Source organism: Saccharopolyspora antimicrobica, assembly GCF_003635025.1.
In the GTDB taxonomy this organism is placed as follows: domain Bacteria; phylum Actinomycetota; class Actinomycetes; order Mycobacteriales; family Pseudonocardiaceae; genus Saccharopolyspora; species Saccharopolyspora antimicrobica.
Map to the genome: position 1 here is coordinate 1,468,195 of NZ_RBXX01000002.1, position 18,857 is coordinate 1,487,051.

Here is an 18,857-nt window from a genome sequence, read left to right on the forward strand (position 1 = left end):
GTGTGCTCAGGGCCGCGGGGGCGCGGCTAGCGGCCGACGCCGTACACGCCTCGCGCGTCATCGCGGATGACGCGCCCGAGGCTCAGCTCGACCACGCGGCGTCGCATCGAGTCGACGATCGAGTGGTCGTGGGTGGCCATCACGACGGTGGTGCCGGTGCGGTTGATCCGCTCCAGCAGCAGCATGATGTCCTGGCTGGTGTCCGGGTCGAGGTTTCCGGTCGGCTCGTCGCAGAGCAGCACCAGCGGGCGGTTGACGAAGGCCCGGGCGATCGCGACGCGCTGCTGCTCACCACCGGAGAGCTCGTGCGGCATCCGGTCGGCCTTGCCGTCCAGCCCGACCAGCTGCAGCACCTGGGGCACCACGCGGCGGATGTCGTTTCGCGGCTTGCCGATCACTTCCAGCGCGAATGCGACGTTCTCCGCGACGGTCTTCTGGTTCAGCAGTCGGAAGTCCTGGAAGACGCAGCCGATGCGCTGGCGGAGGCGCGGGACGCGGCGGCGCGGCAGCTTCGCGACGTTCCAGTCGGCGACGAAGACCCGACCGCGGCTGGGCACGTCCTCGCGCAGCAGCAAGCGCATGAACGTCGACTTGCCGGACCCCGAGGGCCCGATGAGGAAGACGAACTCGCCCTTCTCGATGCCCACCGAGACATCGTCGAGAGCGGGCCTGGTCGACGTCTTGTACGTCTTGGACACGTGCTCAAGGCGGATCACGGGGCGTGAGTTTACCTGCGTCCATCAGGGGGACATCGACTCACCCGGACCGGCGGTGCTACCGGAGATCACCTCGGTGAGGATTCGTTCTTTGAAGCGGCGGAGCCGCTTGGTCCACCCCCGGCGCTTGCACCGCCGCGGGTTCTCAGCGTCCGTCTGGCGAGGACGGCCCGGCTGCCGTGTATTGGTCATGCATAAAGCCGGGCACCCGCAGTCCAGGCGGGCGCTGAGGTTCCGCTGCCCAACGCTACGCGAAACGAGCCTGGAAACCCTCAGTGTCGATCAGGCTGCGCTCTGCTGCTGACGGCGCCAGCGGATGCCCGCTTCGAGGAAGCCGTCGATGTCGCCGTCGAGGACCGCGTCCGGGTTGCCGACCTCGTGGTCGGTGCGCAGGTCCTTGACCATCTGGTACGGGTGCAGGACGTAGGAGCGCATCTGGTTGCCCCAGCTGGAGCCGCTGTCCTTGAGGGCGTCCAGCTCGGCGCGCTCCTCCTCCTTCTTGCGGGCCAGCAGCTTGGCCTGGAGCACGCGCATCGCGGCGGCCTTGTTCTGCAGCTGCGACTTCTCGTTCTGGCAGGACACCACGATGCCGGTCGGGATGTGCGTGATGCGCACCGCCGAGTCGGTGGTGTTCACGCTCTGCCCACCGGGGCCGGAGGACCGGAAGACGTCCACCCGGATGTCCTTCTCCGGGATCTCGACGTGGTCGGTCTCCTCCACCACCGGCAGCACCTCGACCCCGACGAAGGAGGTCTGGCGGCGCCCCTGGTTGTCGAACGGCGAGATGCGCACCAGCCGGTGCGTGCCCTGCTCGACCGAGAGGGTGCCGTAGGCGTAGGGGGCGTCGATCCGGAAGGTGGCCGACTTCAGGCCGGCCTCTTCGGCGTAGGAGGTGTCGTAGACATCGGCCGGGTAGGAGTGCCGCTCCGCCCAGCGCAGGTACATCCGCATCAGCATCTCGGCGAAGTCGGCGGCGTCGACGCCCCCGGCCTCGGCGCGGATGGTGACCATCGCTCCGCGCGGGTCGTACTCGCCGGAGAGCAGGGTGCGCACCTCGAGCGCTTCGAGGTCCTTCTTCAGGGCGTCGCGCTCCTCGTCGGCCTCGGCCAGCCCGGAGGTGTCGCCCTCGTCCTCGCTGAGCTCGTAGAGGACTTCCAGGTCTTCGAGGCGCTGCCGCAGCTCGGTGATCTTGCGCAGCTCGGCCTGCCGGTGCACCAGCTGGCTGCTGATCCGCTGCGCGTGCTCGACGTCGTCCCAGAGGTCCGGCTTGGCGGCCTCCGCCTCCAGCTCCGCGATATTCGCGCGCAGAGCATCCAGATCCATCACGCTCTCGATGCCCTCGAGGGTGTTGGACAGTTCCTTGAGCGAAGCTGCGACGTCGGGATTCACAGTGCTCAGCGTACTTCACCGGGCACGGGCCGCCCACGAGGACGGCCCGTTGTCCCGTTCTCCCCGGCCACTCGCACCGCAGGGCGGTGCGGGGCGGACTGCCCGGCTCAGTCCGGGATGGCGTCGAGGAGCTTGATGATCGCCCGGTTGTAGGCCACCGTGAAGTCCGCGGCCGCCTTCTCGTACGGGTCACCCGCGGTCTTGGCCGCGTTCTTCGCCTCGTCCATCTTCACCGCGTACTGGCCGCGGGCCGACTCGACCAGGCTGGCGCGCTGCTTGGGCGTCAGCGAGCCCGAGTAGACCAGCCGGAGGATCAGCGGGCTGCGGACGTTGTCCGGTCCCGGCTCGGTGTTCAGCCACGACTTGAAGGCGCGCTTGCCCGCGGCGGTGATCGCGTACTGCTGGCTGGAGCGCGGCCCCTGCTTGCCGAGGCGGAGCAGGCCGGCGTCGGTCAGCGCGGGCAGCTCGCGGTAAACCTGGCTGCGGGTCACGCTGAAGAACCCTCCGAAGCGCTCGGTGGCAGCAGCGACCAGCTGGCCACCGGTCTTCGGACCTTCGTGCAGTAGTCCCAACAGGGCAGCGGATGTCGCATTCAGCTCGGTCACACTGCCACGGTGCCATGCCCGCGCGAAGCTGTCCACAATGGTCGCCAGTTCTGTCCACTGTGGTTGCAGTGGACTGGTCCAAGTGGACGAACGATTGCGCCATCGGCGCAGCGGCCGGACGACTGCAATCCGAGCAGACCGGACACAGTGCGCAGCCGGTTCCCGCCCGCCGCCTGCACGCATTGCGACGGGCACGACCGCGGTTCGCCTGGATGGGGGTTATTGGCGGCGCAATGAGGTGCTATCGGGTTCTGGAGCTGCCCAACTGCGGTCGACCACCAGCACTGTGGCTCTGGGCCGACCAGTCGGCGGCCACCAGCGACCGAGCAGGAGGTGCGGGGAAGTGCATCGCAGTTGGTTGCGAACCAAGGCCAGCGAGAGCAAGACGAAGGTGACCAACAAGGTTGCGGAACGAGCCAGGGCGCTGGTGCCCGGGCAGCGCGACGGCGAAGCCGCCTCCTGCATGGTCTGCGGCAGGTGGATGCGCCCGACAGGCGCGGTCCAAGGCGACGGCAGGGTCTGCTCCCCCGCCTGCGCCCGCCAGTGGGCCCAAGGCCTATGACGGAAATCGACAACGAGAAAAGCCCCCGACGATGCCGGGGGCTTTTCTCTGCGGAATAGTAGCGGGGACAGGATTCGAACCTGCGACCTCTGGGTTATGAGCCCAGCGAGCTACCGAGCTGCTCCACCCCGCGCCAGCAACCTCTTGAACTGGTTGCGTTCTTCTGTTGTGCCGCTAACTCTACACCCCCGAAAACCCACCAAAACAGGGGGGTCCCCAAACCCCCAAAAACCACCCCCGACCAGCAAAAACACCCCAAGCAAACAAGGCCGACCCAAAACCCGCCCCCACCCCTACCCGAGCCCCCCAGAATCGATCAGCGCCGACCACCCCACGAACGCCCCACGGGAAACGATCCACGCCAAAACGAGGGGCTGGTCAAGAACCCAGGCCGGGAACGATCCCGCCCGCAAGGAGCCGACGAAAAGCAACCACCGCACCGTGGGGGCCTACGGGGGCTCGGCCCCCGTAAAGAAATAAGGCCAACGGAAAAAGGGCCCCAGACGAAGTCTGGGGCCCTTGAACATCCGAATGGTAGCGGGGACAGGATTCGAACCTGCGACCTCTGGGTTATGAGCCCAGCGAGCTACCGAACTGCTCCACCCCGCGTCGTTGTGTACCCAACCTTACGGGTTGCCGAAGCTTAGTGCAAATCGCGAGGCCGGAAAAGTGACGCAGCACATCTTCCACCCGTTCGGAGGCCCGGAAACGCCGCGGGGCGGAGACCGTTGCCGGTCCCCGCCCCGCGGCGCTCAATGCCTGGTCAGCCGCCGTTGCCCTGCGCCTGCTCGAAGCGCCGGATCGCGTCGTCGAGCTCCTGGTAGGCCGAGCCCAGGTCGCCGAAGTTGCCGGACTGCTGGGCCTTGCGGACGTGCTCCAGCGCGGCCCGGATGTCGCCGACCGCCTGGCTCATCTCCGGGCTGGAGGTGTCCTGCCCGGGCGGCGGGGGCTGCTGGCCCGGCGCCGGCGGACGCTGCGGGTCCTCGGTCTGGGTGGCCTGGCCGGCCCCCGAGCCGAACACCTGGTCCAGCGCGCCCTGCAGGGTCTCGGAGAAGCCGACCTTGCCGCCGAAGGACACCAGCACCCTGGCGAGCTGCGGGTAGGACTCCTGCTCGTTGCGCTGGATGTAGATCGGCTCGACGTAGAGCAGACCACCGGCCACCGGCAGCGTCAGCAGGTTGCCGAAGATGGCGTTGACGTTCGGGTTGTTGAACAGGGTGCGGTTCTCGGTGACCTCCGGAGTCGACTCCATCTGGTTCTGCACCTGGTTCGGACCCGGCGTGAGGGTGTTGGTCGGCAGCCTCAGCACGCTGAGCTTGCCGTAGTCGTCCGGATCCGAGGAGGCCGACACCCACGCCGACATGTTCTGCCGCCGCAGCGCGGTGAGCGCACTGGTCAGCTGGAACGTCGGTTCCTTCTGCTCACCGATCTGCGCCAGCACGTAGTACGGCGGCTGCTGCCCCTCGCTGCCCGCCACGTTGCCGCGGCTGGTCGGGTCGGACGGGACCTCCCAGAAGGTCTGGGTGGAGAAGAAGTCGCCGGGGTTGTCCACGTGGTACTCGGTGAGCAGCTTGCGCTGCACCTTGAAGATGTCCTCCGGGTACCGGAAGTGGTCGCGCAGCTCGGGGGTGATCTCGCTGGCCGGCTTGACCACGCCGGGGAACACGCCCTGCCAGGCCTTGAGCACCGGGTCCTGCTCGTCCACCGCGTAGAGATCGACGTTGCCGTCGTAGGCGTCGACGGTGGCCTTGACCGAGTTGCGGATGTAGTTGATCTGCTGGTTCGGCAACCGCTCGACGCCGGTGAGGGTGTCGTTGGTGGCCTCGCCCAGCTCGGTCAGCTGCGAGTACGGGTAGTTGTTCAGCGTGGTGTAGCCGTCCACGATCCACTTGATGCGGCCGTTGATCACCGCCGGGTACGGGTCGCCGTCCAGCTTCAGCCAGGGCGCCACCTTCTGCACGCGGTCCCGCGGGTTGCGCTCGTAGATGATCTTCGACTGGTCGCCGATCACACCGCTGAACAGGAAGTTCCGCTCACCGTAGTAGGCGCCGAAGACCAGCCGCTGGAACAGGTTGCCGACCGGGACGCCGCCCATGCCGGTGTAGGTGTACTGCTGCTGGTCGGTGTCGTACTCGCGCGGCGCCTCGCCCGCGTTGCCGCCGACGATCACGTAGTCGTTGCGGCCCACCAGCTCGCCGTAGTAGACGCGCGGCTGCTCGACCGGGATGGCGCCCTGGCCGTTGTTGGCCACGTCGCTGATCTGGAAGACCGGGTAGCCGCCCTGGGTGGCGCCTTCGCGGAACGTCGAGTCGACGCGGTCGGCAGGCGCCGCGACGAAGCCGTTGCCGTGCGTGTAGACGGTGTGCCGGTTGATCCAGTTCTGCTGGTTGACCGCCAGGCCGTCGGTGTTGAGCTCGCGCAGCGCCACCAGGTAGTCCCGGACGTTGCCCTCGGCGTCGCGGTACCGGTCGACGTCCAGCTTGTCGGTGAAGCCGTAGAAGTTGTACTGCTGGGTCAGCTGGGTGAACGTCGGGGCCAGCACGTTCGGGTCCAGCAACCGGATGTTGGGGATGGTGCCCTTGTCCTCGGCCACCTCGTGCGGCTGCAGCTGGGTGCGACCCGGGTAGTCGGTGATCTCCACCTTGTCCGGGCCGATGCCGAACGCCGCCTTGGTGGCCTGCAGGTTGCGCTCGATGGACTGCGCCTCGCGCTGGTTGGCGTTCGGGCGCACCGAGAACTGCTCCAGCAGGGCCGGCCACACCGCGCCGACGACCACGCTGGACAGCACCAGCAGCACCGCGGCCAGCGCCGGGATCTGCACGTTCTTCAGGAAGATCACCGCGAAGAACGCCAGGGCGCAGAACACCGCGATGCACATCAGGATCAGCTTGGCGGGCATCACCGCGTTCAGGTCGGTGTAGCTGGCACCGGTGAACAGCGAGTTGCGCTGGGAGAGCAGCAGGTCGTAGCGGTCCAGGAAGTAGTCGACCGCCTTGAACAGCACGAACAGCCCTGCCAGGATCGCCAGCTGGACCCGGGCGGGCATCGACAGCTGCCCGGAGCGGCCGGCCAGCCGGATGCCGCCGAAGATGTAGTGGGTGATCAGCGCGCCGATGAACGACACGGTGACCGCGATGAACGCCCACGACAGCAGGAGCCGCCAGAACGGCAGCTCGAAGGTGTAGAAGCTGATGTCCTTGCCGAACTCCGGGTCCACCTGGCCGAACGGCACGCTGTGCAGGAACAGCTGGAGCGTCTGCCAGTCGGCCTGCGCGGCCAGCCCGCCGATCACGCCGACCACGATCGGGATGCCCAGCCCGAACAGCCGGGACCGCTCGGTGGCCACCGTGCGGTATCGCGCCAGCGGGTCGTCCGGGCCGCTGACCGGCACGAACACCGGCCGGTTGCGGTAGGCCACCCACAGGTTCAGGCCCAGCACGAGACCGAGGAAGACCGCGGCGGCCACCCCGAGCCCGGCGCGGGAGAACAGCTGGGTGGTGAAGACGCCCCGGTAGCCGACCTCCCCGTACCAGAGCCAGTCGACGTAGGTGCCCAGCATTCGCGATCCGGCGATCAGGGCGACCAGCACGATGCCGCCCAGGATCAGCAGTATCCGGCTTCGCCGGGACAGTTTCGGCATTCCGACCGGGGGCCGCATGGCCACAGCGCACGCTCCTGGTGACGATCAGCAGGCAGGTGGGACGGCGCCGGTGTCCACGCCACCGACCGCCCTCGTGATGTTCAACTCTACGACCCCGGTGTGAAGTTCCTGGAAGGGGCTTCGCGAAGTGGATTAATCCGACATCTCGCCGCACCGGGGTGCGCCATCCGGACCACCTCGGCGGTGCGACCATGGTCGGCATGCCGCAGACCCCCGAGCAGGACCTGACCGCAGCGCTGGCCTCGGCCGCCCGCGAGATCGAGGAGTTCGTCGCCGCCGCCGGGTGGGACCAGCCCACCCAGGTCTTCGCCCTGGTGCCCACCCGAATCCTGCTGACCGCCGAGCCGGGGCTGGCCGATCAGCTCGACCCCGATTCGGCGCTCACCCCGATCGCCCAGGAATCGCTGCCCGCCGACGACCTCGCCGAGGCGCTCGCCCGCATCGAATGGCCCGAGCAGGTGGCCGGGTGCGCGCTGGTGCAGGAGATCGTGGTGCTGCCGCCGGAGGCGGAGGCCGAGCTGCCGGACGACGCGGAGGCGGCGCGGCAGGCGGCTGCCGAGCACCCGGAGCGCCAGGAGGCGCGACTGGTCGCGGCGGTGCTGCGCGATGGCGGCGAAGCCTGCGTGATGCGCCTGCGCGCCGAAGGCGACGAGCAGGGCGAGCGCATCGAGGACCGCTCCCTCGCCCCGAATCTGATCATCGCGTTGCACGCCACCTTCGCGGAGTGACCTGCCCGCTCCCAGCCCGCGCGAGCAGGCGACCAGCGACCACGTTCGAGTGAACTTTCTTTCCAGGTCGGTGGCCGCCAGCAGGACTTGGAGGGGATGCGCCGCAGGTTCTCAGGCGTCGTCTGGCGAGGGCAGCCCGCCGTGTGTCGGAAGGGATGTCCCTGTCCAGACGGCGTCTGAGGTTCCCGCTACCCGCACCGACAAGGTGCGACCGGTGAAATCCTCAGCCCCGGTCAGCAGCTGGCCGGGGCCTTGCCCGCGCGGAGGTCGTCGAGCGCCTTGGTGGCCTCCTGGAGAGTGCCGACCTTGGCCAGCTGCAGCCCGTCCGGGGCCTGCGCCTTCGCCTCCGCGCAGTTGTCGGCGGGCACCAGGAAGGTGGTGGCACCGGCTTCCCTGGCCTTGACCATCTTGAACGGGATGCCGCCGATCGGGTTGACCTCGCCGGCCGGGGTGATCTCCCCGGTGCCGGCCACGAACTGACCGCCGTTGAGCTCGCCCGGCGTGAGCTTGTCGATGATCGCCAGGGTGAACATCAGCCCCGCCGACGGGCCGCCGACATCGGCCAGGCTGATCTCGATCTCGAAGCCGACGTCCGGCCGCTCGGTCGCCGCCACCCCGAGGAAGCCCTGCTGCTGCTGGCCGTCGGGGCCCTGCGCGAGCTGCACGCTGGCGACCCGTTCCGGCTGGTCGGCGTGCTGGAAGCGGATCTCCACCCGGTCACCGGGCTTGGTGCCGGTCAGCGCCGCCCGCAGCGACTGCGGATCGGTGACCGGTCGGCCGTTGGCCGCCAGCAGCCGGTCGCCCGGCGCCAGGATGCCGTCCGCCGGGCTGCCCTTGATGATCTGCCCGGCGATCACCTTCATCGGGTAGCCGAGATAGCGCAGGGCCGCGGTCTCCGCGGTGGTCTGCGAGTCGTTGAACGCCTCGGTGTTCTCCTGCTCGATCTGCTGCTCGCTCTTGTCCGGCGGGAAGTAGAGGTCGCGCGGCGCCAGCGCGTAGCGCCCGCTCGCCCACAGGCCGAGCGCGCCGAACATGGACAGCTGGTCGGTCACCGACACCGTGGTCATGTTCAGGTGACCGCCGGTGGGGAATGTCTGCTGGCCCTCGATGCTGATGACGGGCCGATCGCCGTCGACGCCGAGGGTGTCGTAGGTCGGCCCGGGGCCGAGTGCCACGTACGGCACCCGCACGAACGCACCGAGCAAGCCGAAGGCGACAACCAGCACGACGCTCGTCAGCAGCGTCCAGGTACGGCGGTTCACGAGGCGACAGCGTACGTGTTCGCTGTTGGCGATGTGTGCGGTGTTCGCGTCCCTTCGAGCCCCGGACGGCTTCTGCCCGGTGGCGCAAGCCGCGTACCGTGGAACTATGACCAACTTGCCGTTCGGGTTCGGTTCGCAGGACCCCGACGACCCTGACAAGGGCGACTCGTCGAAAGGCCGCTCTGAGGGTGGCGCCGGAAACCACGGGGACAATCCCTTCGGTTTCGCCGGCATGCCCGGTCCGGGCGGCATGCCCAACTTCGACATCGGCCAGCTCGGCCAGATGCTGACCCAGCTCGGGCAGGCGCTCAGCCACTCCGGCAGCGGCGGCACCGGTCCGGTCAACTACGACCTGGCCAAGCAGCTCGCCGTGCAGCAGCTGCACAACAACCAGCGCACCGAACGCCCCAGCCAGGAGCAGGTCAAGGCGATCGAGGACGCGGTGCGGCTGGCCGAGCTCTGGCTCGACGCCGCCACCTCGCTGCCCGCCGGCGTTCGCTCGGTGCAGACCTGGTCCTCCGTCGACTGGGTGGAGAAGACGCTGCCCACCTGGCAGCGGCTGTGCGACCCGGTGGCGCAGCGGATGTCCAACGCCTGGCTGGAGGCGATGCCGGAGGAGGCCAAGCAGGCCGCCGGCCCGCTGCTGTCCATGCTCGGACAGATGGGCGGCATGACCTTCGGTTCGCAGCTCGGCAACGGCCTGGCGCAGCTCGGTGGCGAGGTGCTGACCTCCACCGACGTCGGCCTGCCGCTCGGCCCGACGGGCACCGCCGCGCTGCTGCCCGCCAACATCCAGCGCTTCGTGGAGGGCCTGGACCGGCCGATCAGCGAGGCGACCGTGTTCCTGGCCGCCCGCGAGGCCGCGCACCACCGGCTGTTCAGCCACGTGCCGTGGCTGGCGCAGCGCCTGCTGGCCACCGTCGAGGAGTACGCGCGCGGCATCAGCATCGACACCTCCGCGCTGGAGGACCTCGCCGGGAAGATCGATCCGTCCAACCCGAGCTCGATGCAGGAGCTGATGGGCTCCGGGATGCTCGAGCCGAAGACCACCCCGGAGCAGGAGGCCGCGCTGAAGCGGCTGGAGACGCTGCTCGCGCTGGTCGAGGGCTGGGTCGACGTGGTCGTCGCGGAAGCGGTCGGCGAACGGCTGCCGGGTGCCGGCGCGCTGGGCGAGATGGTCCGGCGGCGTCGCGCCACCGGTGGTCCCGCCGAGCAGACCTTCGCCACGCTGATCGGTCTGGAGCTGCGGCCGCGCCGGATGCGCGACGCGGCGAACCTGTGGCGGTTGATGACCGAGCGGCACGGAGCCGACAGCCGGGACCGGGTCTGGGACCACCCCGACCTGCTGCCGGACAGCTCGGACCTGGACGAGCCGCTGGACTTCGCCGACCGCTGGGGAGCCACCCCGGCCGAGCTGGACGACCCGATCGCCGCGATCCGCCGCGCCGAGGCCGACGAGGCCGCGAAGTCCGGTAAGTCCGGCGAGGAGGAAGACGGCGGGGAGGAGCCGAAGCGGGACGACCAGTCCTGACCGGCGTTCCCGGTTCGTTGTGCCTCTGGTGGTGCCGGTAGCGGTTACGCCGAAGGTGGGCAATGCGCTTGGGCGGTCCGTGCGGCCGCCTGCGCGTGCCGACACGCCGCGGCCGTCTCGGGCTTCGGCCACCGGACGAGGCTGAAACGCTCGCTTGAGCTGAGCGGGAGCCCTGGCGCGCGCACGTTCCAGTGCACGACGTCAGGGCTGCCCGCATCCGGCGACTCACCGCAGGACCGCTCCACGGCCGAGCCCGGTGGTGGCTCTCGTCAGTCCGCTGCGGCGTCTTGCGGCTCGGTGTCGCCGTCCATGCCGATGCCGAGCTGCGCGGCCGCGGAAAGCCCTTCCAGGAAGCCGATGGCCCGCTCGGTCTTCGGGTAGCGGCGCACCCACTTCCAGAAGTCGGGGCCGTGGCCGGGCACCAGCAGGTGCGCCAGCTCGTGCACGAGCACGTAATCGAGCACCCATCCGGGTACATCTCGGAGGCGTCGACTCACCCGAATGGTGGCCTCGCTCGGCGTGCAGGAGGCCCAACGGGTGCGCATCGGTGGCACCCATCGAACACCGCTCGGTTCGGCCCGGCCGTCGAGGTACCGCGCGGACAGCTCGCGGCAGCGCTCGATCAGCGCCTCGTCCGACTCGCGCGCGGGCGAGCGACGGCGCGTCTCACTCCGCTGCAGGCGGCTGAGCATGTCCGCCACCCAGCGCTTTTCCTCCGCGCGAGTCATCCGCGCCGGAAGCAGCACCACGATCTTGTCACCGTCGCGATAGGCGCTCACCGTTTGACGGCGACGCTTGCTGCGGCGCACCTCGACCTGGGGTTCAGCCACGAATCTGGACCCTAGCGAGAAGAGCCGACAATCGGTTCCCCCGGTGAGCCGCACCACAGCGCCTACGGACTGTGACCTACTGAGGGATTACTCAATTTAGCCGAACATGCGATGCTCTTAATGCATGCATGTCGAATGGCCCACATGTACCGTTCCCCCAGCCGCCCGGAGCAGGGCCGCAGACGATCCAGCCGGTTGGCTGGGTCATGACACGAAGGAGGGGAGCCGTGGCCGAGACGTACAACGGCTACTGCGTCAAGTGCCGGGAGAAGCGGGACTTCTCCGGCGAGGTCTCCGAGACCAACGGGCGCCGGATGGCCAAGGGCACATGCCCGGTCTGCGGCACCAAGATGACCCGCATCCTCGGTAAGGCGTGAACGGGCCCGGGTGGGCCGCCACAGGGGCCCACCCGCCTGTCCGCCCGCCGGACACCGCAGCGGTCGCGCGCCGGTGCGCCAGGGGAGCACACGTGTCCCGCAGTGGTCCGCACCAGGCGAAATGCGCGAACCACACCTGATGTTCCGCACCGCGCTCGACCGCTTTCCGACTTCTTTCCCCGGCTGCACCCGGAAAGCCGATTCGCACCGCTTTCCCCGGTTCGGCGGAGCGCTCGAATCCGCCTGCCGACGCAATGTCGGCGCCAAGATGGCTAACGCAGCCCAAGGCACGCCCGGAAACCTCTAGCATGTGACTGGGTTCCTCGATTTCGAATGCGTCTTCGGACGCTTCGGACACCGAGAGGGTTTTCCTGCGCGTACCAAGGAGAATTCGTGGCCGACATCCCGCGCCGGGCAGCGCACCGCACCGCCAAGCTCGCCAGTCTCCCGCTCGGTGTCGCCGGTCGGATGGCGGCCGGTTGGGGCAAGCGGCTCGTCGGTCAGGACGCCGCGCAGATCAACGCCGAGGTGTCGGCCAAGACCGCGGAGCAGCTGTTCTCCGTGCTGGGCCAGCTCAAAGGCGGCGCGATGAAGTTCGGCCAGGCGCTGAGCGTCTTCGAGGCCGCCGTCCCGGACGAGATGGCCGGCCCGTACCGCGAAGCTCTCACCAAGCTGCAGGCAGCCGCCCCGCCGATGGCCGCGAGCAGCGTGCACCGGGTGCTGGACGAGCAGCTCGGCCGCGCGTGGCGCAAGCGGTTCAGCGAGTTCGACGACACTCCCGCCGCCTCGGCCAGCATCGGCCAGGTGCACCGGGCCATCTGGCACGACGGCCGCGAGGTCGCGGTCAAGGTGCAGTACCCCGGCGCGGACGAGGCGCTGCGCTCCGACCTGCGCCAGCTGACGCGGTTCTCCCGGCTGTTCCAGTCGCTGGCTCCCGGCGCCGAGGTCAAACCCCTGCTGGCCGAGCTGCAGGAGCGGATGGTCGAGGAGCTGGACTACCGCACCGAGGCCGACAACCAGCGCGCTTTCGCCAAGGTTTTCCGGGACGACGATGCCGTCCGGGTGCCCGCGGTGGTGGCCAGCGCCCCCAAGGTCGTCGTGACGGAATGGGTGACCGGCACCCCGTACTCGCGGATCATCACCGACGGCGACCGCGAGCAGCGCAACACCGCGGGCCAGCTGCTCGCGGAGTTCCACTACTCCGCACCCTCGCGGGTCGGCCTGCTGCACGCCGACCCGCATCCCGGCAACTTCATGCTGCTGCCGGACGGACGCCTCGCCGTGATCGACTTCGGCGCGGTGTCCCGGCTGCCCGACGGCCTGCCCACCACCTTCGGCCGGATGATCCGGCTGGCCCTGGAGGACAGGCCCGCCGAGCTGCTCGACCTGCTGCGCGCCGAGCGGTTCGTGCAGGCCGACCGGGAACTGCGGGGTGAGGACGTGCTGGCCTACCTGGCGCCGTTCGTCGACCCGGTCCGCACCCCGACGTTCCACTTCACCCGGCGCTGGTTGCAGCGGCAGGCCGAGCGGGTCGGCGACCTGCGCAGCCCCGACTTCCGCACCGGCCGGTCGCTGAACCTGCCCCCGGACTACCTGCTGATCCACCGCGTGACGCTGGGCGCGACCGGGATCCTGTGCCAGCTCGACGCGGAGGTCGACGCCCTCGACGTCATCACCAGGTGGCAGCCCGGCTTCACCGACTGATCCCGCAGGAACCTCGGTTCCCGCACCACTACGCGGAACTCCCCCGCGATTCCTTCGCTCCCACGTGGACCGTGTTGGCGGTGAGGTAGAAGACGTCGTCGCGGTTGCCGACGTAGTGCTCACCGGTCTCGTCCAGCAGCTGGTCGAGCGCTTCGAGATCGGCCGGGTCGAGGAACTCCTCCGCGTGCCTGCGCAGGAGGTGCAGGCGCCGAAGCACCGCGCTGCGGCCGATCTCGTCCAGCGGTGCCGGGCGGTCGACGAGGTAGCTCCACGAGCGCACGTCGGTCAGCCCCGCTTCAGCCAGCGCTCGGCCCCAGCCCACCGGCAACCGGGCCGAACCGGTCATCTCGCCGCGCATCTGCCGGAACCACTGCTCGCGCGCGGCGATCAACCGCCCTTCCAGGCCCGGCCCGCCCGGCCCGACGTCATCGGGCAGCACCTTCGTCTGCAGCCCGAACTCGACGATCGCCAGCCGGCCACCCGGGCGCACCAGCTCCGCGAGCCGGCGCAGACCGGCCAGCTGATCCGGCAGGTGGTGCACGACGAACGCGGCGAAGACCAGGTCCGCCTGCGCCGGTGCGCCGGAACGCACCACCGCCTCGACCAGTTCGTCCGAGGCGGCGTCGGCTCGCACCGGGTGCACGGCCACCCCGTCGGCCACCGCTCCGGCCCGGTCGGCGGCCGCCGAGAGCAGCTCCGGCGCGGTGTCCACCACGATCACGTCCCCACCGGAACCGGCCAGCGCGGCGGCGAAGGCCGCCGCCGTGCCACCGGCTCCGGAGCCGATCTCCAGCACCGTGCGGTCGTTCGGCCGCAGCAGCGCGGTGACCAGCTCGGCGGTCTCCGGCGCGGTCAGCTCGTCGGCCTCCCGCAACCGGTGCAGGTGCGCGTCCCAGTCGATGTTGTCGTGCGAGTGCATAGCCACGAACGACCAGCTTACGGCGCATCGCGCTCTCCGCTGTGCAGTTGTCAAGGTGCGCGGTTCCGATCGGTGCCGCCCCTCCCCGGCCCCGAACCGAAACCTGTTGCAGCAAAACCTCTTTCATTCTGCCTGGCAGCACGACGCGCCGCGCCCGGGAACCTCGCGGGCGTGCGTCACGGCCACGACGCACGGGTTTCTCAGACGCCGCCTGGCGCGGACCGCCCATGTTCCGGGCTTCCGCGGCCAAGCGACGTCTGAGGTTCCGCTACTCGCAGCGCGCGCCTGGAAAACCGCTCGGCGCAACGTGGTTCAGCGGTGTTCGCTCAGCAACATCGTGAGGTGGCCGCGGCCCGCCGCGTCGCGTAGGCGGCCAACCACCGCCACCAGCGACCGGCGGACATGTCGTGGGCCAACCGTTGTCGATGCGCTTCCTCGCGCAGTTCGTTGATCCGCAGCAAGGTCATCTCTTCGTACGTCATTTCTCCTACCTCGTTCGTCAGGTGTGCCGAAGCACGGTTCGGTGATCGGTTTCGGCGCTACGCCGCCTGCTCCTGACTGCGGCTCGGGGTCGCCACCGGCTGGTCCGCGGGCAGCGGGTGCTTGCGCGGGCGACCACGCGGCCGCTTGCGGGCGACCACCTCACCGCGCTCGAAGATCTCGCCGCCCCAGACGCCCCACGGCTCGGCGCGGGACAGCGCCCCGGCCAGGCACTCGGCCCGGATCGGGCACTCGGCGCACAGGGTCTTGGCCTGGTCCAGCTCCCGTGGGTTCTCGGCGAACCACAGGTCCGGGTCCTGGCGGCAGGGCAGCTTGTCGTCCAGGCTGGTTGAGCTGTCGAGCAGCCCGGCGACGGTGTCAGCAGCTGGCTGCAAGTCGGTGCCCGAATTGGTTATCGGCACACTCGCCGTCAACATGCGACGTCCTCCTGTAGTCGATCGGTAACAGGTTGTGGATGTGGGGATTTCGGCGACGCCAAAAAGGCCGCGGACCCAATCGCTGGTCCGCGGCCTGTGGCAAGCCTGAGAGGCGCCCCTAGATCAGTGGATCAGGGTTTCGCCGACGAACGGACCGACGCGGGGTCTCCGCGCTCATTGGGAGCGCACGGAACCAACGCGGCTGGAACTTTCGGCCATAACCGGCGTGCACGACAGCCGGCGAGGACGCAAAAGTGATACGGAACAGCGCGATGGCCCCGGCCATGAGGCAGCTCGGGGTGCGGTTGATCAGATTCGTCGACACCAGGGCCACCTCCCTCTCCGGGCTTCAGATCGTGATCCTGCCGACCACGACTCGCGCTCTTGCAGGTTATTGGCACCGCCGTGCCGGTCGCAACTTATTTTTCAAAGATTCCGCCCGGAACCTTGAAAACCTTCGCTACCTGCGGTTTTACCGTGCGCCGGGGCGCTCGCCCTGGATCAGCGCGAGCACGTCCGAGCCGAACTTCTGCACCTTGGACGCGCCGATCCCGGAGATGCCCACCAGCGCGCCCTCGTCCAGCGGCCGCTGTTCGGCGATCGCGGTCAGCGTCGCGTCGGTGAACACCACGTAGGCGGGCACCTTCAGCTGCCGGGCCCGCTCGCTGCGCCACGCCTTCAACTGGGACAGCAGGTCCTCGTCCACATCGGAGGGGCAGTCCGCGCAGCGGCCCAGCTTGATGTCCATCGTGCCCGCCAGCGGGGCGTTGCAGATGCGGCAACGCGGCTTGGGCGGTTTCGCCAGCCGGGAGAGCTGCTCGCGCTGCTTCCCCCGGCCGGGCAGCGCGGCCGGGTGCTCGTCCGGGACCAGGCTGTACAGGAAGCGGCTGCGCCTGCGGAAGCGCCGGCCGCCGGCGCGGGCCAGCGCCCACGACAGGCTCAGGTGCTCGCGGGCCCGGGTGACCCCGACGTAGAGCAGTCGGCGTTCCTCCTCGATGGCCGCGTCGGTGTCGGCGTGCTGGATCGGCAGCGTTCCCTCGACCAGCCCGACCAGGAACACCGCGTCCCACTCCAAGCCCTTCGCCGCGTGCAGCGAGGCCAGGGTCACCCCCTCGACCGTCGGCGGGTGCTGGGACTCGGCGCGCGCGTCCAGCTCCGCGACGTAGCGGGCCAGGTCGGCATCGGGCACGGTGGCCGCGAGTTCCTCGGCGAGCTCCACCAGCGCGATCAGCGACTCCCAGCGCTCGCGGGCCGAGCCACCGGCCGGCGGGTCATCGGTCAGACCGACCTCGCGCAGCACCTCGCGGACGGTGCCCGGCAGGTCCTGCGCCCCGTCGTCGCGGGCGACGGCCGTGCGCAGCGTGACCATCGCCTGCCGCACCTCGGCTCGCGCGAAGAACCGCTCCCCGCCCCGCACCTGGTACGGGATCTCGGCGTCGGCCAGCGCCTTCTCGTAGACCTCCGACTGGGCGTTGACCCGGAACAGCACCGCGATCTCCGAGAGCGCCACGCCGCGCTTGGCCAGCTGGGCGATCTTGCGCGCGACCGCTTCCGCCTCGTCGGTCTCGTCGTCGTACTCGGCGAAGTCCGGGCGCGGGCCGTCCGGACGCTGGCCGACCAGCTTCAACCGGGTTCCGGCCGGACGCTCCCGGGCCGCGCCGATGACCTGGTTCGCCAACGACACCACCTGCGGGGTGCTGCGGTAGTCGCGCTCCAGCCGGACCACGGTGGCATCCGGGAAGCGCCGCGGGAACGCGATCAGCCACTTCGGCGAGGCACCCGCGAAGGAGTAGATCGTCTGGTTCGCATCGCCCACCACGGTGAGGTCGTCGCGGTTGCCCACCCAGGCGTCGAGCACGCGCTGCTGCAGCGGGTTGACGTCCTGGTACTCGTCCACCACGAACGACCGGTAGCGGCTGCGGAACTCCTCGGCGATCTCGGGGCTGTCCTCCAGGATCGCCGCGATGTGCAGCAGCAGGTCGTCGAAGTCGAGGGCCTGCGCGCGGTTCTTGATCTGCTCGTAGGCCGCGAACGCCTTGCTCAGCTGCTCGGGCAGCACCGGGACGTCGCGACCGGCAGCGGCGGCCGCTGCCGGGTACTGCTCCGGGCTGATCAGCGAGGACTTGGCCCACTCGATCTCGCCGGCCACATCGCGGACGTCCTCCTTCTCGGTGGACAGCCCGACCTTGTTCGCGGCCTGCATGACCAGCCGGAACTTGTTGTCCGTCAGCTGCCACATCGGCGTCTCGTGCACCCGCGGCCAGAAGTAGCGCAGCTGCCGGAACGCCGCGGCGTGGAAGGTCTGGGCCTGCACGCCGGCCGCGTCCAGCCCGCGCAGCCGGGTGCGCATCTCCCCCGCCGCGCGGGCGGTGAAGGTGACCGCGAGGACCTGCTGCGGGGCGACGAGCCCGCGCTGCACGAGGTAGGCGATGCGGTGGGTGATGGTGCGGGTCTTGCCGGTGCCCGCACCGGCGAGGACGCACACGGGTCCGCGTGGTGCGATGACCGCCTGCCGCTGCTCCGGATCGAGACCTTCCAGGAGTCGCGGTTGTTCGGCCATGCCCGGCATCCTCGCAGACCCGCTCCCCCGATCGAGCCCACACCCCGAACACGGCCCCGCGTGTCGATCACTCCACCGCGGCAACAGGAACGCACGTTCGAGCTGAATCGAGAATCTCGACCCGGGTGGCGGGGCCGGCCGGACGGGTCCGGCCGGCCCCGTCGGATCAGCTCTGCCAGTTCGCCCAGCCGCGGATCATGCGGTAGGCGATGGAGACGCCCGGAGGCAGGCGGAGGCCGTCCACGGCGGCACCTTCGGACTGCAGCGCGGCCAGCACCGTGTCCCGGTGCACCCAGCGGGCGTCCTCGATCTCGCCGTCGGCCGGGACCAGCGGCGCCGAAGGGTCCGCGATCGCCGCGAAGCCCAGCATCAGCGAGCGCGGGAACGGCCACGGCTGGCTGCCCAGGTAGCGGACGTCGGTGACGTCCACCCCCACTTCCTCCGCGATCTCGCGCGCGACGCAGGCTTCCAGCGATTCGCCGACCTCCACGAACCCGGCCAGCACCGAGTACCGCTCCGGCGGCCAGTTCGGCTGGCGGGCCAGCAGTACCTGGTCCCCGCCGTCGTGCACGAGGCAGATCACCGCGGGGTCGGTCCGCGGGTACTCCTCGCGGTCGCACCCCGTGCAACGCCGCGCCCACCCGGCGCGCACGCGGGTCGTCGCCGCTCCGCACACCGCGCAGTAGCGGGCGTTGTCGTGCCAGCTGAGCAGACCGACCGCGGTCGTGAACAGCCCCGCGTCGGTGTCGTTGAGCAGCACACCGCCGTTGCGCAGGTCGAGCCAGCCATCCTGCGCACCGTCGTGGTCACTGCGCAGCGCCCAGTAGCTGGTCTCGCCCTCGACGCCGAGCAGCACCGCTCCGGGAGCGGGGCGCTCACCGAAGTCGCAGGCCGGGTGGGCCACCAGTCCCGAGCCGGTGTCGATCCGGGTGCGGCCCTTGGCGTCGACGAGCAGAACCTTCCCGGTCGCCCACAGCTCCGCCCCGCCGTCGGAGGCGTCCCGCAGCTGCTCCCGCCGATCCACAGTGGACCGCGACAGCAGCGGTGCGGAATCCAGCTGGAAACCCGTTCCAGCGAACACGTTGGAGGTCATTCG

General features: G+C 69.8%; 16 protein-coding genes and 2 tRNA genes. 5 read left to right on the forward strand and 13 right to left on the reverse strand.

All coding sequences use genetic code 11. The features are described 5' to 3' along the window. Positions 1-26 precede the first annotated feature (26 nt). The 3 genes from ftsE to ATL45_RS07410 all read right to left on the reverse strand — a co-directional run bounded on the left by ftsE (position 27) and on the right by ATL45_RS07410 (position 2,710). A complete protein-coding gene (gene ftsE / locus ATL45_RS07400) occupies positions 27-716 on the reverse strand; it encodes a cell division ATP-binding protein FtsE (RefSeq protein ID WP_093153212.1) in 690 nt (229 codons plus the stop codon). A 282-nt stretch (positions 717-998) separates the two neighbouring features. After that, positions 999-2,105, reverse strand: coding sequence for a peptide chain release factor 2 (gene prfB, locus ATL45_RS07405; RefSeq protein WP_093153210.1), 1,107 nt, complete (start codon positions 2,103-2,105; stop codon positions 999-1,001). 107 nt (positions 2,106-2,212) lie between these two features. Then, positions 2,213-2,710 carry a PadR family transcriptional regulator gene (locus ATL45_RS07410; protein WP_170210191.1) on the reverse strand — a complete coding sequence of 166 codons (498 nt, stop codon included), beginning with the start codon at positions 2,708-2,710 and terminating at the stop codon, positions 2,213-2,215. Between the two features lie 343 nt (positions 2,711-3,053). Between ATL45_RS07410 and ATL45_RS07415 the strand changes: the two genes are divergently transcribed. After that, a complete protein-coding gene (locus ATL45_RS07415) occupies positions 3,054-3,272 on the forward strand; it encodes a hypothetical protein (protein WP_093153207.1) in 219 nt (72 codons plus the stop codon). Between the two features lie 59 nt (positions 3,273-3,331). Here ATL45_RS07415 and ATL45_RS07420 read toward each other — a convergent pair. The 3 genes from ATL45_RS07420 to ATL45_RS07430 all read right to left on the reverse strand — a co-directional run bounded on the left by ATL45_RS07420 (position 3,332) and on the right by ATL45_RS07430 (position 6,930). Further along, positions 3,332-3,405, reverse strand: a tRNA-Met gene (locus ATL45_RS07420). A 399-nt stretch (positions 3,406-3,804) separates the two neighbouring features. Further along, positions 3,805-3,881 (reverse strand) — tRNA-Met (locus tag ATL45_RS07425). A gap of 154 nt (positions 3,882-4,035) precedes the next feature. Continuing rightward, positions 4,036-6,930 carry a UPF0182 family protein gene (locus tag ATL45_RS07430; RefSeq protein WP_093153520.1) on the reverse strand — a complete coding sequence of 965 codons (2,895 nt, stop codon included), beginning with the start codon at positions 6,928-6,930 and terminating at the stop codon, positions 4,036-4,038. Between the two features lie 203 nt (positions 6,931-7,133). Between ATL45_RS07430 and ATL45_RS07435 the strand changes: the two genes are divergently transcribed. Continuing rightward, positions 7,134-7,661 carry a PPA1309 family protein gene (locus ATL45_RS07435; RefSeq protein ID WP_093153517.1) on the forward strand — a complete coding sequence of 176 codons (528 nt, stop codon included), beginning with the start codon at positions 7,134-7,136 and terminating at the stop codon, positions 7,659-7,661. 233 nt (positions 7,662-7,894) lie between these two features. Here the strand turns inward: ATL45_RS07435 and ATL45_RS07440 are convergent, their stop codons facing one another. Beyond that, the gene (locus tag ATL45_RS07440; protein ID WP_093153204.1) at positions 7,895-8,923 is read right to left on the reverse strand and encodes a YlbL family protein; all 1,029 of its coding nucleotides are present in this window, start codon (positions 8,921-8,923) and stop codon (positions 7,895-7,897) included. A 106-nt stretch (positions 8,924-9,029) separates the two neighbouring features. Here ATL45_RS07440 and ATL45_RS07445 point away from each other — a divergent pair, with 106 nt between their 5' ends. Then, positions 9,030-10,454, forward strand: a complete 1,425-nt coding sequence (locus ATL45_RS07445) for a zinc-dependent metalloprotease (protein ID WP_093153202.1) — start codon at positions 9,030-9,032, stop codon at positions 10,452-10,454. A gap of 269 nt (positions 10,455-10,723) precedes the next feature. Here ATL45_RS07445 and ATL45_RS07450 read toward each other — a convergent pair whose 3' ends face one another. Next, a complete protein-coding gene (locus ATL45_RS07450) occupies positions 10,724-11,284 on the reverse strand; it encodes a M48 metallopeptidase family protein (protein ID WP_093153198.1) in 561 nt (186 codons plus the stop codon). 227 nt (positions 11,285-11,511) lie between these two features. Here ATL45_RS07450 and ATL45_RS38765 point away from each other — a divergent pair, with 227 nt between their 5' ends. Continuing rightward, positions 11,512-11,661: a DUF5679 domain-containing protein gene (locus tag ATL45_RS38765; RefSeq protein WP_010693945.1), complete on the forward strand. Its 150-nt coding sequence runs from the start codon at positions 11,512-11,514 to the stop codon at positions 11,659-11,661. Between the two features lie 393 nt (positions 11,662-12,054). Beyond that, the gene (locus tag ATL45_RS07455; RefSeq protein WP_093153196.1) at positions 12,055-13,365 is read left to right on the forward strand and encodes an ABC1 kinase family protein; all 1,311 of its coding nucleotides are present in this window, start codon (positions 12,055-12,057) and stop codon (positions 13,363-13,365) included. A gap of 28 nt (positions 13,366-13,393) precedes the next feature. Here ATL45_RS07455 and ATL45_RS07460 read toward each other — a convergent pair whose 3' ends face one another. From ATL45_RS07460 to nudC, 5 genes are all read right to left on the reverse strand, one after another. Beyond that, entirely contained in the window at positions 13,394-14,284 is an 891-nt protein-coding gene (locus ATL45_RS07460; protein WP_246025799.1) for a class I SAM-dependent methyltransferase, read from the reverse strand. Positions 14,285-14,610: 326 nt separating this feature from the next. Continuing rightward, a complete protein-coding gene (locus ATL45_RS38770) occupies positions 14,611-14,766 on the reverse strand; it encodes a hypothetical protein (protein WP_170210193.1) in 156 nt (51 codons plus the stop codon). A gap of 57 nt (positions 14,767-14,823) precedes the next feature. Then, entirely contained in the window at positions 14,824-15,201 is a 378-nt protein-coding gene (locus ATL45_RS07465; protein ID WP_093153191.1) for a WhiB family transcriptional regulator, read from the reverse strand. 472 nt (positions 15,202-15,673) lie between these two features. Next, complete coding sequence (locus tag ATL45_RS07470; RefSeq protein WP_093153188.1) at positions 15,674-17,761, reverse strand: ATP-dependent DNA helicase UvrD2; 2,088 nt, start codon at positions 17,759-17,761, stop codon at positions 15,674-15,676. A 166-nt stretch (positions 17,762-17,927) separates the two neighbouring features. Continuing rightward, on the reverse strand, positions 17,928-18,854 hold the full coding sequence (gene nudC / locus ATL45_RS07475) for an NAD(+) diphosphatase (protein WP_093153186.1): 927 nt from the start codon (positions 18,852-18,854) through the stop codon (positions 17,928-17,930). Positions 18,855-18,857 lie beyond the last annotated feature (3 nt).

Coding starts and splice junctions, on each gene's coding strand:
- ATL45_RS07430 (WP_093153520.1), bottom strand. CDS start 6,930: ATGCGGCCCCCGGTCGGAATGCCGAAACTGTCCCGGCGAAGCCGGATA.
- ATL45_RS07435 (WP_093153517.1), top strand. CDS start 7,134: ATGCCGCAGACCCCCGAGCAGGACCTGACCGCAGCGCTGGCCTCGGCC.
- ATL45_RS07445 (WP_093153202.1), top strand. CDS start 9,030: ATGACCAACTTGCCGTTCGGGTTCGGTTCGCAGGACCCCGACGACCCT.
- ATL45_RS07460 (WP_246025799.1), bottom strand. CDS start 14,284: ATGCACTCGCACGACAACATCGACTGGGACGCGCACCTGCACCGGTTG.
- ATL45_RS38770 (WP_170210193.1), bottom strand. CDS start 14,766: ATGACGTACGAAGAGATGACCTTGCTGCGGATCAACGAACTGCGCGAG.
- ATL45_RS07465 (WP_093153191.1), bottom strand. CDS start 15,201: ATGTTGACGGCGAGTGTGCCGATAACCAATTCGGGCACCGACTTGCAG.
- ATL45_RS07470 (WP_093153188.1), bottom strand. CDS start 17,761: ATGGCCGAACAACCGCGACTCCTGGAAGGTCTCGATCCGGAGCAGCGG.
- nudC (WP_093153186.1), bottom strand. CDS start 18,854: ATGACCTCCAACGTGTTCGCTGGAACGGGTTTCCAGCTGGATTCCGCA.